Annotated in this window: 9 protein-coding genes, 1 tRNA gene and 1 pseudogene; 5 read left to right on the top strand and 6 right to left on the bottom strand. The window is 62.1% G+C overall.

Going from position 1 to position 13,851, the window contains the following annotated elements:
* Positions 1 to 13 precede the first annotated feature (13 nt).
* A complete protein-coding gene (locus tag IEX41_RS01985; protein ID WP_188788303.1) occupies positions 14 to 1,126 on the bottom strand; it encodes a zinc-binding dehydrogenase in 1,113 nt (370 codons plus the stop codon).
* 167 nt (positions 1,127 to 1,293) lie between these two features.
* A complete protein-coding gene (locus tag IEX41_RS01980) occupies positions 1,294 to 2,094 on the bottom strand; it encodes an IclR family transcriptional regulator (RefSeq protein WP_188788301.1) in 801 nt (266 codons plus the stop codon).
* Positions 2,095 to 2,422: 328 nt separating this feature from the next.
* Between IEX41_RS01980 and IEX41_RS01975 the strand changes: the two genes are divergently transcribed.
* The 3 genes from IEX41_RS01975 (at position 2,423) to IEX41_RS01965 (ending at position 4,891) form a co-directional block, all read left to right on the top strand.
* Positions 2,423 to 3,256 (top strand): SDR family NAD(P)-dependent oxidoreductase, encoded by an 834-nt coding sequence (locus IEX41_RS01975; RefSeq protein WP_229672875.1) that lies wholly within the window; start codon positions 2,423 to 2,425, stop codon positions 3,254 to 3,256.
* A 37-nt stretch (positions 3,257 to 3,293) separates the two neighbouring features.
* Positions 3,294 to 4,286 carry a DctP family TRAP transporter solute-binding subunit gene (locus IEX41_RS01970; RefSeq protein WP_188788299.1) on the top strand — a complete coding sequence of 331 codons (993 nt, stop codon included), beginning with the start codon at positions 3,294 to 3,296 and terminating at the stop codon, positions 4,284 to 4,286.
* A gap of 251 nt (positions 4,287 to 4,537) precedes the next feature.
* Complete coding sequence (locus IEX41_RS01965) at positions 4,538 to 4,891, top strand: response regulator (RefSeq protein WP_188788297.1); 354 nt, start codon at positions 4,538 to 4,540, stop codon at positions 4,889 to 4,891.
* A 7-nt stretch (positions 4,892 to 4,898) separates the two neighbouring features.
* On the opposite strand, the gene IEX41_RS01960 is transcribed toward IEX41_RS01965, so the two are convergent.
* Both IEX41_RS01960 and IEX41_RS01955 read right to left on the bottom strand, forming a co-directional pair.
* On the bottom strand, positions 4,899 to 6,104 hold the full coding sequence (locus IEX41_RS01960; RefSeq protein ID WP_188788295.1) for a GAF domain-containing sensor histidine kinase: 1,206 nt from the start codon (positions 6,102 to 6,104) through the stop codon (positions 4,899 to 4,901).
* Between the two features lie 3,723 nt (positions 6,105 to 9,827).
* Positions 9,828 to 10,563: pseudogene (locus IEX41_RS01955) on the bottom strand (IS5 family transposase).
* A 324-nt stretch (positions 10,564 to 10,887) separates the two neighbouring features.
* Here IEX41_RS01955 and IEX41_RS01950 point away from each other — a divergent pair.
* Both IEX41_RS01950 and IEX41_RS01945 read left to right on the top strand, forming a co-directional pair.
* Entirely contained in the window at positions 10,888 to 11,280 is a 393-nt protein-coding gene (locus IEX41_RS01950) for a TadE family protein (protein WP_188788293.1), read from the top strand.
* A 2-nt stretch (positions 11,281 to 11,282) separates the two neighbouring features.
* Positions 11,283 to 12,767, top strand: coding sequence for a pilus assembly protein TadG-related protein (locus IEX41_RS01945; protein WP_188788291.1), 1,485 nt, complete (start codon positions 11,283 to 11,285; stop codon positions 12,765 to 12,767).
* Positions 12,768 to 13,122: 355 nt separating this feature from the next.
* On the opposite strand, the gene IEX41_RS01940 is transcribed toward IEX41_RS01945, so the two are convergent.
* Together IEX41_RS01940 and IEX41_RS01935 are read right to left on the bottom strand one after the other, a co-directional pair.
* Positions 13,123 to 13,199, bottom strand: a tRNA-Ile gene (locus IEX41_RS01940).
* Positions 13,200 to 13,367: 168 nt separating this feature from the next.
* Positions 13,368 to 13,835: a YbaK/EbsC family protein gene (locus IEX41_RS01935; RefSeq protein WP_188788289.1), complete on the bottom strand. Its 468-nt coding sequence runs from the start codon at positions 13,833 to 13,835 to the stop codon at positions 13,368 to 13,370.
* Positions 13,836 to 13,851 lie beyond the last annotated feature (16 nt).

Raw genomic sequence — 13,851 nt, 5'->3', positions numbered from 1 at the left:
ACGCGTCAGGTGCTCAGGCCCAAGGGGTCACGAGGTACTTCTCACCGGTCTTCATGCCGGCGTAATCCGTCACCGCTTCCTTGGTCAGCATCTCCTCGAGACCGACATGCGCCTTGTAGTGGCTGGCAAAGGTGGTCGTCAGCGTGTCGCGTACGCGCTGACGCATGCGCTGGACGGTCTCGGTGCCGGCAGATTGCAGGAAGGGGAACAAAAGCCAGCCGGACAGAGACCAGCCAAAGCCGTAGCCGGGGGTCAGCGTGGTGGGGCTGTTGTCGAGCCGGCCATAGATGAACATCCGCTTGAGCTGGTTGGAGCCATAGCGCGAATACTCGGTCATTTGGCTCACGGCGACCTTCTCCATGGCCTTGAAGACGGTATCCACCGTACGCCCGCCCCCGATGGGATCAAAGCCGTAGAAGGCGCCCGTGTCTTCAATTGCAGAGGTGAGTTGCTGCATGAACCCGTCGTCGGAGGAGTTCACCACGTTCGAGGCGCCCATTTGCGTCAGGAGCTCTGCCTGCTCAGCCTTCCGCACGATGTTCACGAGGCCGATGCCATCCTCCTTGCATATCCGCGTCAGCATCTGCCCGAGGTTCGACGCACCCACAGTGTGAAGGATCGCATCCTGCCCGTCCATGCGCGCGCTCTCGACAAAGCCGAGCGCGGTCATCGGATTGACGAAGGCACTGGCGCCGTCCTTGGCGGAATGATCGCCAAGAGGCAGGCACATAGCCGCTTCGGCAACACAATACTGGCTGTAGGCATTGCCCGGGACGCAGGACACCCGCTGCCCCATCAGCGCCTGTGCCGCGTCGCTGTCACCAGCGGCGATCACCGTACCGGCGCCCTCATTCCCGGCAGGGAGCTTAAGGCCGTGCCGGGCGCCCGATCCCGCGTTGACCGCTTCGGGCACGGTGGCGACGAACTTGCCCGGCGTGTAATGCGCGGTGTCGAGGTCTGCGCCACCCACGAGGATGGCAAGGTCCGACGGATTGATCGGCGCGGCTTCCATCTTGACCAGCACCTGCGATCCGGTGGGCTCGGGGATTGCGACGTCTTCTATCTTGACGGTCAGGGTGCCGTCCGCGTCCAGCGTGGTAAATAGTTGCTTGCCAGTCTGTGCCATGTCGGGATCTCCCATTGGGATAGTGTTTCGTGAGTGTGCAGTCCCGTGGCGCGCCCCGGGATGCCGTTGCCGGGAGAGTTAGGGCCATATTGGGGCAGGGCGACTGGAAACAGCCTTCGGCGCTGGGCGTCGGCCGGTCTTTGCCGCGACGTCATGGCCGCGCTGTCTCAGTCGATCCCACGTCCCGACGCGGCACCATAGAGGCGTTTCTCGAGGCGGGGCTGTTCATTCTTGAGGATGGTCACCACCTCGGGAATGCGGGGTTCGATGCGGTTCGGAACCCCGGCAAGCGAGATCGCCCCGCGAGGAGTGCCTTGCGGATCGAAGAATGGAATGCCCACCCCCCAGCTTTCGGCATAGACCCGGCCCGGGTTCACTGCATAGCCGTTCGCGCGGGTTTCGTCGATCAGCTCGCGAAGGAAAGGCGGCGGAAAGCCGGGGTGGTCCCGCGCCATTTCGTCGGCGTTGCGCTCGAGGATCCAGTCGATCTCGTCATCGGGGCAGGCGGCCAGGATGGCCAGGCTGCCCCCGCCCACGCCAAGAGGATACCGCCCGCCCACCTGCGCAGTGTGCGTGCGCACGGGATAGCTTCCTTCGTTGCGGGCAATGCAGACCGTATGGGTGCCGATGCGCTGCAGGAACAACGAAATGTCCCCTGCCTCGGCACTGAGCGAGGCCAGCGTCGCCTTTGCCACGTCTGTCATGCCGTACCGGCTTTCGGCCGCCAGCCCCATGAGCCACGCTTCGCGCCCGAGGTAGTAGCGGTCATCGTCGGGATCCTGTTCGACCAGCCCTTCGTTCTGCAAGGCGCGCAGCATGCGGTAGACTGTGCTTCGGGCAATGCCGGAGCGCTTGCAGATCTCCACGAGGCTCAACCCCCGCGCCGCATGGGACGAGATCATCCGAAGCAGTCCAAAGGAACGGTGCAGGCTTTGGGCGCCGGTGGTCTTTTCCTGTTTCGGGGCCATGGGGGGCTTTCTTATCAGCGGCGAAGGTCTGACCGATGTCTAGCGGGCGCTGGGCGCTTGGGCCAGCCCGGCTGCTCCGCGATTCTGCGGAAAGCGCAGCGAAGTTCATTTATTCTCATAATATGGTCATTGCTGCGTTCTGATGTGAGAGGGTGGTTGAAGGCATTTGATACGCAGAATCAATTAATTAATTCGCACTCATGCACACAATCCAATTCCTCAATGGACACTTACTCATCCGTGTGTTCCATAATATGAACATAAAGTGTTGCGCTGCAAGACAGGTTGGGAGTACCGGTCTGCGGCCATATCGGTGGAGGAGACAGCCGTGAAAACAGCCGGGAGCATCGTGCCCGCCCATCACAGGGCCGGCCGTGTGGATGGAAAGCGCGTGCTGCTGATCGGCGGCGGTTCGCCCGAGGAAGGGCTGTCGAACGGCAAGGCCTCGGCGCTGCTCTATGCCCGCGAAGGGGCGTCTCTGGTGATCGCCGACCGCGATCTCACTGCGGCCGAGCGTACCGCGGAGGCCGTCCGAGCAGAGGGCTTTGACGCGACCGCAATGCGCGCTGACATCACCTCTGCTGCCGATCTCGAGGCGCTGTCCGAGGGGGCCGTCAAGGCGCTGGGCGGCATCGACGTGCTGCACAACAACGTGGGCATTGCCGAAACCGGTGGGCCGGTCGAAACCTCCGAGGAAAGCTGGCGCCGGGTGCTCGAAGTGAATCAGACGGGGATCTTCCTTGCCTGCAAGCACGTGCTGCCGGTGATGGTCGAACAGGGTGCAGGCTCCATCGTCAACATCGGCTCGGTGGCCGCGCTTCGCTGGATCGGCTTTCCCTACGTGGCCTATACCGCCAGCAAGGCGGCGGTGATGGCGATGACTCAGAATATCGCGTTGCAATACGCGGCGCAGGGCATCCGTGCCAATTGCGTGCTGCCGGGGCTGATGGACACCCCGATGATCCGCACGCCGCTGACCGCGTCCTACGGAGGAGACGTGGACAGCATGATCGAACAGCGCAACCGCACCAGCCCTACCGGCAAGATGGGCGATGCCTGGGACACCGCCTACGCGGCGCTGTTCCTTGCCTCGGACGAGGCTCGCTACGTCAACGGCACGCAGATCGTCGTCGACGGAGGACTGTCGGCACGCTGCGCCTGACGCGGCTGCCATGAATTCGAAGAGGGAGGAGAACCTTATGACTTTCGGAAAACTGATCACCACCGCGGCGATGGCCGTAGCCCTTTGCGCGCCCGGCATCGCCAGTGCCGAAACCTTCCGGCTGTCGTCGGAAACCAACGAGAACAGCAGCCGCACCCAGGGCGCCGAGCGCTTTGCCGAGCTGCTGGATGAGGCGTCCGGAGGGGACATGACCGTGAAGGTCTTTCCCAACGCGGTTCTGACCGGAGGCGACCAGCTCAAGCAGGGCGAGATGCTGGCGCGCGGCTCGCTCGATTTCTCGGTGACCTCGGCGATCACCATCTCGACGCTCGTGCCCGAGATGTCGGCCTTCTCGCTGCCCTACCTGTTCTCGGGGTATGACGAGGTGGATGCAGCGGTGAACGGCCCCGCGGGCGAGGAAATGGCCCGCATCATGGAAGAGCACGATCTGAAGCTGCTCGCCTGGGGCGAAAGCGGCTTCCGCGAGCTGACCAACTCCAAGCGGCCCATCCGCACGCCCGAGGACCTTGCCGGTCTGAAGATCCGCGTCGCGGGCCCGATGTTCATCGATGTGATGTCCGAGCTGGGGGCCAACCCCCAGCAGATCCAGTGGACCGAGACGTTCTCGGCACTGCAGCAGGGCGTGGTGGACGGGCAGGAGAACCCCATCGGCGCGGTGATCATCCCGCAGCGCGTCTACGAAGTGCAAAAGTACATCACCAACTGGCACTATTCCTACGATCCCGCCTTCCTGATGATGAGCCTTGCCAAGTGGGAGGCGCTCGATCCCGAGCAGCAGGAGATGATCCAGACCGCCGCCACCGAGGCGATGGACTGGCAAAAGGAGTTGACCCGCGAGCAGACCGAGGAAGGCATCCAGCTGCTGAAGGACGAGGGGATGGAGGTCTACGATCCGACCCCCGAAGAGCTTGAAGCTTTCGCCGAGGCGGCAAAGCCGGCCTTCGATCTCTGGGCCGACAAGGTGGGCCGCGATCTGGTGGAACTCTTCACGCAGACGCCGGAAAGCTGAGGCCTGGCCAATCTCCTGCGCCCGCGCGATCTCACGTGCGGGCCCGCGCCAAGTCCCGGCGTCTTTCAGCCCCCCGTAGCATCTGCTTCGGGGGGCATCGCATTGGAGCAGGCGGGTTCGGGAGTGTTTGGGCTCAAGGTATCTTTCCGGGCACTGGAACCCTGCCGCCAGTCGTTCGTTGGGAACATGTGCCGTACGGCTTCTGTGTCAGACCTGCGCTGTAGACCCACCCCGGACACGGAGCCAAAGCCATGACCTGTCACCCCCTAGATATCCTTCTCGTAGAAGACGAGGTCATCATTCGAATGGACTTGGCCTTCAGCCTTTCCGACATGGGGCACCGCGTGGTCGAGGCCGGGAACGTGGCCGAGGCGCTTGAGGTGTTCGAGAACGCGGAACGCATGGATGTGCTTATCACCGACATCGACATGCCCGGACCGCTCAAAGGGCTGGCGCTCGCCGCCGAAGTGCGCCGACGGTCGGAACACTGCCGGATTATCGTCATGTCAGGTCGGCCGGTCCCGGACGTCGGTGCGCTGCCGGTAGGCGGCGTGTTCGTCGAAAAGCCGCTGGAAGTGGACGACCTGGCCCGCGCCATGGCCTGAGCGCGGTTCAGCCCTGCCGTGCTGGCATGCTGAGCGCGAAGGTGGTTCCGGCCTCAGCGGTGGACGTCACGTCGAGCCGGCCGCCGTGGGCCCGCGCGATCTCGGACGCGATGTAAAGCCCCAGACCCAATCCATGAAGGCTGTTCTGTCCTTTTCTGCGCGAAAAAGGTTGGAACAAAGACGCCTTCACATCTTCGGGAATTGGCTCGCCTTGGTTGGTGACCGAGGCGTGAAGCTGATCGCCGCGCTGTGCGATGTCGATGATGACAGGATGGGTGCTGTCCCCGTGGGTCACCGCGTTGCCCAGCAGGTTCGACAGCAGCTGGCCCAGCCGCTGGGGGTCGGCCACGATGGGGTTGGGCAGATCGATGTTGCATTCGACCCGCTGAGGCGCAACCTTGGTGATCTCAGAGATCACATCGCGGAACACCGGCTCGAGGTCCACGGGGCGAGGTGCTTCGACCTCGATTCCCGCGCCAAGGCGGCCCCGGGCGAAATCCATCAGGTTGGTGATGATCTGGCTGGCGCGGGTCAGCGCCCGCTGCATCTCCAAGATGACCATCTGCGTCTGTTCGGGGGGCAGGTCGCGTTCCGACATCATGCGCAGTCCGGAGGTGACCGCGGCGATCGGGTTGCGTAGATCATGGCCGACGATGGCGATGAACTCTTCACGCAGTCGGGCGGTGTCGCGTTCGGTTTGCAGGTTGGCACGACCTTTTTCCAGCTCGTCCTGCCGGTCGAGCTCGCGGGCAATGAGCCGTGCGAACAGCTGGAACAGCCGTTCCGTCTCGGGCGTCAGGTCGCGGGGCTTGGGGTCGAGGGCGCACAGGGTGCCCCAGAAGCTGCCGTCACTGCGCATGATCGGCACCGAGATGTAGCTCTTGAACTTGTAGGTGCGCGGAGTGTGGTGGCTGCAGTAGGTCTCGCTCGCGTCCACGTCAGGGATCAAGATCGTGCTGCGCGTCCCGCGCACTTCGTGACACAAGGTAGACCTTACATCGAGCTCATCACCGGGCTTGAGGCCGAAGTCGGCCTTGTCCAGTGCCATGCAAGTCACCCAGCGGTCCTCGGTCACCCGGGCGATTGCCGTGAAGCCCATTCCCGTCGCCGCATTGCAGGCCTCGAGAAGGAGCGAGATGTCGGCAATCACCCCGACGCGCTGGACGTCGTGGCACAGGGGGTCATCATCGGGGAGGGAGGTGATACTCGTCATTCACTGGCATTCTATCGTCGCAAGCGGCGAAATCAAGCCGATGCCTCTTGGTGTTATGCGGGCGCGTCGGCGAGGAAGCCGGTGTAGGGCCAGCCGCTGCGGGCGGTGCCGGTCAGGGACTCGAAGCGCTAGTTCTATTTTGCCGCGATGCCGCCGCCATATCAGATCATTTAGAGCAAAATGTCGGGGCCGGCGACCGTCAAGGCGCTGAATGGGGCCGGTTCGGCAAGGGGCTGCGCCGCCCCATGGTTCTGATCACCTTGCCGTGAAATGATGCGTCGGAGCACTCCTTCGATGTCAATGGTACCCTGTGCGCCCATGGCGAGAAAGCGCTGCCGCTGCACCACGCCGAAGTCGCAGTAGGGGGAGGTCGTGTCGCGCAGTGGGCGGCTGAGCTGTCCCAACCGGTCCGTCGCCCCCGGAAGCTCGAGCGCTTCTGCCCCCAAGTTGGATACAAGCTGGTCAAGGATCCGCGCCCGATAAATTGGGGCGGCCATTTCAGCGCCATTTGCGCCGAGGATGCGTCGTGGTGCTTGGCGATGTCGCATTGCGCCTCAATGCTGGCCCAGCTGCGGGGCCGGGACAGGAACTCGGCCGTGGATCACTCTGAATGTGCCGTGCCGTCGCCGGCGCGGGTGATTTCGGACGCGGTGCCGCCGCGCATGTACATTTTGGTCCGCACGCCAGCCAACCGCGTGCGGCGACCACGGCAGCCGTTCGATGTCGTTGTCCTGGAGCGACGGAAGGGCTTCCTGTTCGATCTCGCGCGACCACAGGTTTAACCGCAGTTGCAGTGACACCAGCTTGGACTGGCCAGGCGGGTCCGTGGTGGGTACGAACAGCTGCAGCTGCCAGCCGGTGACGTAAGACAGGCCATCGTCATGGATCTAGCCGGCCCGGATCGCGTCGGCAAAGATATGCAACTGTTCCTCGACGAGGTCAGCATGTCCGCCGCGTGCAACTGGTACAGGTGGATGGTGTCCACCTGCAGCCGCTGCAGTGGCAGCTTCAGCGCATTGTGCCGGCTGCGGCGCGACAGGCTGTGAGCCCTGATTGCGGGCCAGATGCTATAGCGGCCCTCGGTGGTAAGACTGGCGTGCTGCGTGACATCCAACAGCCGGACGGCGACATAGCGTCCGACAATCGCCTCGGTCTCGTCCCCGGCATGGACGCTCTGATGTGCCGATCAGGTTACCGTGCGCCTCCTCGAAGGCACCATTCACTTCAAGTGATTTATCTTCCTTCGTTTCAGCGCCGAATGTCATGGTGCCGAGCGTCAGTTCCCAATTGCTCCGGCTTGGATGTCCAAGGATGGTGTAGCTCATGTCGGCCTTCATTCTTTTCCGCCAGACAGACGCCTTGCCGCCCTGGCGTTCGACCTCGGCCCAGCCGGCGGTATGAAGTGTGGTGGGCCCGCCGCGCCACTGGCGCTGATGAGCGCTAGTCATGGAACGTAAAAGGCACCGGCCCATCATGTCACCGCGAAGGGGCCTGCCAGCGCGGCACCGGCCTTTACCGCAGCAAAACGCCGAAAGAGGGTGGGGGTGCCAACGGTATCTGAAGCGCTCGACCTTTACGGTATGCAAACCTCGTCTCACGCAGTTTGGCGCCATATCTCCGAGTCGCGGCGTTGAAACTTGATCCCTGAGTAACCACTTTGGGTTGAGTAGCATCCCTGATGCTGCCTTGCTGATCACGTTGCGATGCCTGATCAGAGATGCCGCAGAGCCCGACGGGGCTTTGCGGCATTGCTATGTCGCTGGCCGCTCGATGGCAGGGCTTGGGTCTTGTGGTTGGCCTCGGATCCGGATTGCCCGATTGCCGAACTTGCTTGGGCACCCTCCATAACTTCCCAGTCACCGCCGGCTTCAGCGTCCTTCTCTGGCATCGAAAGACGGTTGAAGCCAAGTTCGCCTTCCGGCGATCGCGGCGCGGAAAAGTGGTCACCCCTTGCGACTGAGCCGAACGGCTCGCACAAATGCAAAACCGTGATCACACTTTTCTAATACATGCGGACAATATGAAGTATTGAACCCGTTCGGTGGAAAGGTAGACTGTTCCCCGTGGCATCCATTCGCCACCCTTCTGATCACGTTGCGATGCTTGGTCAGATTCGCCGCAAGGTTCGACGGGGCCTTGCGGCGGTCTCTCTCTTATCCGAGGCGTAGCCAAGGCTGTGATTTCGGTTGCTCAGACACGATCGGCGGGCCCTTTCAGAAAGGACCCGCCGTACTACTGGCAACTCACACGTCGGGCATTTTGCGAGCGCGACAGTCTCGGCGGCGTTCTTCTGCACGGTGCGGGATAGCCGGGTTACTGACATCCGTGCTTCGGGTCCACGGTAGGGGGCGAGGCGTTAGCGGCCGAATTTCGTGTGCGAGTGGAGCAGCCGGGAGAATGACGCGTGCCTGCAAAGCCATAGCTTAGCTTAAACTCTGAAAGCCTCGGAAGACCTTTAAGATCGTCTTCTAACCTCAGAACGCATAGCGATAAATTTCACATTTGGGCCCTTGATGCGATGACTGGCCCTCATTTGTAGACCACCCCCTTCCATGACAGGCATCTCGCGCAGCATGAGGCATCGCGACAGGTCAGGGCGCCCATGGCTTAGCGTTCCGGCGCTACATGTCCCCCAGCGCACATAGGCCTTGAAGCTCGGCGCAGCGCGGTCACTTACTCGAAGTGGCCATTTGCGCGAGCGTGGGCTGGCGCTGTCGCATTTGGGTCCGGGATGAGGGTCGAAACCGCCGCGCGCCGCAATCCTGAAAGGTCTGTCTTAGGGGGAGAGCGAAAGATGCACAGGTGCATGCTGGAACGCCTTTCTTAAGTCAGATCGTGCGCAGGGCAAAACCGCCCGCGACGAGACCGAGCGTTGGAGGGTAAGCCAGGTTCGCAACGTCGACGACACGGCTTCTGGCAGGATCTCTCCGCTGGCGAGTGCCGAGTTCGTTGGCAGGTGGTAGACCCCTGTGGCGAGCGCCAGCCCCAGTTTTGGGCGGTAGCGATCGCCCACGGTCCGCGCGCGCTCCGGTCGCGCCGCGCGAGCCAGAGTGATCCGAGAAGACCTAGCAGCGCGGGGCCCGCCACGACCGGTATGGTCCGCGCGATGAACCCGCTGTTCACGGCGTACCATGCCAGGACTTCTTCTGGCGGCAGGGTGGTCCAGTAGCCGTCGAATGCGAGACCGATGCAGAGCATCGTGTCGGCGAACCCGGCCGATTCGAGGACCGCGAGAGAGGCGAAGAATACTCTCATGTGACGACTTTTCCCGCCGTACCCGCCGCGCGCGCAACGCCATTCCAGCCTTCATGTTAAGCGCGAGCAGGAAGATATTCACCGCCCCCGCGGCCAGTTCGACGATCTGTACGAGGACGAAAGGCGCGGCAAAATGGCCCGCTTGCGCCCGCAACCCGAGGAATACGGAGGATGGAACGAGCACGGCCAGACCGTTGGCCGCCGCGAGTGCCATGCGGTGACGCTTGCCCGGATGGGAGCCCCGGAGCGCCCCGCGAGACGCTGGCCCCGGCGGTGATCATGGCGATTACCAGCACCGGTACCGCATAGAGGATCGCCGTGCGGACTGCCACGACGCCGGGGGCGGACAGGACGAATTCAGCGGTCACTGTAGAAAGCCGATGGGTTGTGATGGTAAGAGGGGCCACGGTGCCATGCAATACGACTAGGCTCTGGACTCATTGAGTCTCACAGCCAGAAAATGACGATTTATGCGAGTATGACTGCCGAAAAGAAGGTTTGGGGACATCGGTCATAACGCGTCGCTACGCGTCTCAATTTCTTGAGGCCGTCAAACATGATCTTGATCCGGTTACGCCTCTTATATCTGCGCTTGTGCTAGCGGAGATGTGTCTTCCGCTGCTTTCCGCCAGGGAGGCAATGGCCTATCTTGTTGTCCTGAAATGCTTCTCTGAACCAGTCGGCATCGTAGCCGCGATCTCCGAGAAGCCACGTCACGTTGGGCAGCCCGCTGAAGAGCGCACGTGCCCCGATGTGGTCGCTGACGGGACCAGCGGTCAGGGATAGGTCCATGGGCCGGCCCTGGCTGTCGCAGATGGCGTGCAAGTTCGTGTTCATGCCTCCCTTCGTCCGGCTAATCAGGCGACCCCCCCCCTTTTTTGACGCCCTGGCTGGACGCCGTACGATGAGCTTTCAGATCAGTTGCTTCGATCAACACGGTCGTCTCCTCACCGTGCTCTGCGGCCAGCCTCGTCATGATGCCGGCGAAGACACCCCGGTCGCTCCACCGCTTTCAACGGTTGTAGAGCGTCTTGTGCGGGCCGTATTCCCTTGGCGCATCTCGCCAGCGCAAGCCGTTGCGATTGATAAAGACTAAGCCGCTCAGAACGCGCCGGTCATCGACATAAGGCCTGCCGTGTGACTTCGGGAACAAAGGCCCCAGACTCGCCATCTGCGCATCGCTAAACCAGAAAAGACCAGACATGCTCACCGCTCGGTTTCGAACGGTGACTCACGCGTGCCCAACCAAATCGATGGGTCCTAACCCTAACATGGCAGTTTATGAGACTTTTTTGCGCTCTCTATTCTATTAATCCTAACTTGGCAGGTCTTGAGCGTTTTTGTGCATTCGCATTGAAGCTATTCATTTGCGAAATTTTCTCTGGATCTGTGCCGATTTCCTCAATTTGACCCAAATTTTGTTCAACTAATCCTTATCGATATATTTCCAAACTAAGGTCGGGGAACGGTTTTGCTGAGTAATTTGTCAACACGTCTTCGGAAAGTGGTGCGCGACCAAAGTGGGTCGGTGACCGTTGAGTTCGCGATCTTACTACCAGTTTTTCTGGTGATCCTGACGGGCCTGTTCTGGCTGGCGCTGTATCTGATGACGATCTCCGATGTTCAGCAGCTGGCGCTCGAGATCGCGCGGCAAGCGTTGCAATACAGCGGTGATGCCTTGAGCCAGGCAGATCTATGCGACGACGTCGAACAGGAGTTGTTGCAGGCCCTGGCGGATACCTTCTCCCTGATCCGGCCTGAGTATCTCGGGTCGCCAACCTGCAGTGCGAGTGCTCAGACCGGCTGGAACATTATACAGCTATCCTACGATCTGTCCTATATGGGCTTCAGCTCCGTGTTCTCGACGATCAACGGCGGATCCTCGGAGATTGTCGGTCAAGCAGTCTTGATTGGGCGCTGACGATGAATTTCTGGAAAGAACAATATGGTGGGATCACCGCCGCCACCGTCGTGCTGCTTCCCGCAATGCTTCTGGGCGCGGCGGTTGTCTTCGATGTGCTTCAGATCAACAGCCACAGAAGCTACCTGCAGGGACAGGCCGACATGGCTGCGCTCGAGGCGGTGCGGCACTCGTATGAGGACGATGCGGCGCTACAGCAGGCGCGCCGTTCAATTGCCAACAACCAAAAGTTCGAGGCGTCTGATCCGCTGGCCGAACAGGTTCTGCTTGGGCGTTGGGAAAACCGTGTATTCACACCCAAAGAGCCGGGAGATTTGCGCCGGCCGAACGCCGCGCATGTCGTGGTGCGCTCGGTAGCGCACACCAATGCCGTTGCAACCTTGTGGGAGGGCATTCAGGCCCCGATTGCCCGCAGTGCCACGGCGGTTCAGCGCGAGCGGGTCAGCTTCAGCCTGTCAAACTGCCTGACGTCGCTCAACCTGTTCAGAGGGGCGCTGCAGCCTCTGCTGGGAGCGAACCTGGACCTGCTGTGCTCTGACGGGGCACTGGACCTTCAGGTCGATGCGCTGCTGGAAACGCTGGCGACAGATCTCGATGCGCCGATGACCTATGGTGATGTCCTCGATGCCGACGTCAGCCTGGCGCAGCTTTGGTCTGTGGCGCTCGGGCTGGATGTGCCGGCGCCGCCCGAGACGATCCGGCTTGGCGAAGTGCTCGAGATCGATGAGGCCAACCGCGGTCTTGAGGTGGGCGCAAGGATTCCTGGCGCGTCGGTGGATGGGTCTGATTTGGTCTTTGCGTCTCTGGAGCTGCTGTCTCAGCACATGGTGGATCTTGACCTGAGGGCTGATCTGGGCGGGATTGCGAACGTCCCGCTGTCCCTGACCGTGTTGGAGCCGCGCCGCATCGTTACCGACGTGGAGCCCGGATCGCCCGAGGCCTACGCCGAGACCGCCCAGATCCGCCTCGGGATCAATGGTCTCGACCTGCTCGGACTGGTGAAACTCAATCTCGGGCTCCAGGTGGCGCAGGCGACAGCGCAGCTGAGCGGTGCTTCCTCCATGTGCAGCGGGGGTGACAACGCCAGCGCGCTATTCAGCCCCGCCAGTGCAGCGCTTGCGGTGCTGGAGGTGGAACTGGAGCTTCTGGGCCTGTCCGTGCGCGAGGAAATTCACCTTGTGGAAGCCGCGGACTTGGCGGTGCGCTTCACCGCGGATGAGGTTCGGGACAGAACGGTCAAACAGATCTCGGCGCGGCTCGAGGGGACGCTCCAGAATATCACAAATGAGGCAACGGATCTCCTGGACCAGCTTCCCTTGGGCGGCTTGGGGGGATTAGTCGGAGGACTACTGGGCGGTGTCACGTCTTTGCTGTCACCGCTCGAGGCGCTGCTCGGGGCAATCGTACATGACATTGTGGGGCTGTTCATTGCCCCGGCGGATTTGCAGGTGCTCGGAGCAAGCTGCGAGGTGCGGCTGGTCCAGTAATATAGTGCGGCGGCACGCCAGGCTCAGATTGCCGGGGCGCACGCCAGTGACCGCCCCATCTGTTCGCGGTGCTGTTCTCGAGCCAGTTCAAGATCGTGATTGTGATGCTGTTTGACATGGCGCGCTGTTCCGATGGGCGCCCGGCATCCGGAATTTGTGGGGGCGCCTTTTCCATCGAGACAAGGCCCACAGTGTCCCTGTCCCATTCCACGGTATCACACCACCCTTGCTGACCGGCGCGACGCGCCTCGCGAAGGTGCTCCATTTCGCTTGCAAGTCAGTGATGTCACATGGACCAGAATGCGACTTCTGTGGTCCACGCCTCGATTGGGAACATCGGCTTTTGCGGTGTTTTTGGTAGGCCCGGCAGGACTTGAACCCGCAACCAAGGCGTTATGAGCGCCCTGCTCTAACCAATTGAGCTACAGGCCCACCGTGCCTGTCTCAGTACCATCCGCATCGGGCGGGTCAAGTACGATGCACAGGACATGGGATATGATGGCCACCGTGGTCCCGTGCTGAGAGGTGGTCCGGCAGTGCGTTTGCGCGGAAAATGCGGCGCTCTCGGACGAAGGACAGTGCAAGCCCCGCCCGTAAGGATCAGAGCGTGAACTCTGCCGCGACCGCACCGGTCAGCGAGGGCAAGCGGGCCGGGTCTATCGCGAAGAGGTGCCGTGGCGTGCCCGCCGCGGCATAGACTTGCGGGAACTCCAGCAGCCGGGGGTCAATCCAGGCGCGGATCGGCGACAGGTGGCCCACCGGGGACACGCCGCCGATGGCAAAGCCCGTCTGCGCCCGGATCAGCGCTGCGTCCGCCTTGCCCAGGGGCTCGCCCGCGAGGGCCGAGGCCTTTTCGGCGCAAACCTTGTTTCCTCCGGCGGTAAGGAAGAGCACCGCGTCGCCGCTATCCTGCGCAAGAAAGATGATCGACTTTGCGATCTGGTCGAGATTACAGCCAACGCTGTCCGCCGCCTCCTGCGCGGTGCGGGCCTTGTCGACCTCGCGGATGTCCACGGTCTGACCTGCATCTTCCAGCGCCGCGCGGACGCGCTTGAGGCTCTTGCTCATCGGTGACTCCTGTCTG

The sequence above is a fragment of the Salipiger pallidus genome (assembly GCF_014643635.1).
In the GTDB taxonomy this organism is placed as follows: domain Bacteria; phylum Pseudomonadota; class Alphaproteobacteria; order Rhodobacterales; family Rhodobacteraceae; genus Salipiger; species Salipiger pallidus.
The sequence above is the reverse complement of the archived record's forward strand: the minus strand, read 5'-3'. Positions and strand labels throughout refer to the sequence as shown.

Coding starts and splice junctions, on each gene's coding strand:
- IEX41_RS01935 (WP_188788289.1), bottom strand. CDS start 13,835: ATGAGCAAGAGCCTCAAGCGCGTCCGCGCGGCGCTGGAAGATGCAGGT.
- IEX41_RS01985 (WP_188788303.1), bottom strand. CDS start 1,126: ATGGCACAGACTGGCAAGCAACTATTTACCACGCTGGACGCGGACGGC.
- IEX41_RS01945 (WP_188788291.1), top strand. CDS start 11,283: ATGAATTTCTGGAAAGAACAATATGGTGGGATCACCGCCGCCACCGTC.
- IEX41_RS01960 (WP_188788295.1), bottom strand. CDS start 6,104: ATGACGAGTATCACCTCCCTCCCCGATGATGACCCCCTGTGCCACGAC.
- IEX41_RS01980 (WP_188788301.1), bottom strand. CDS start 2,094: ATGGCCCCGAAACAGGAAAAGACCACCGGCGCCCAAAGCCTGCACCGT.
- IEX41_RS01965 (WP_188788297.1), top strand. CDS start 4,538: ATGACCTGTCACCCCCTAGATATCCTTCTCGTAGAAGACGAGGTCATC.
- IEX41_RS01970 (WP_188788299.1), top strand. CDS start 3,294: ATGACTTTCGGAAAACTGATCACCACCGCGGCGATGGCCGTAGCCCTT.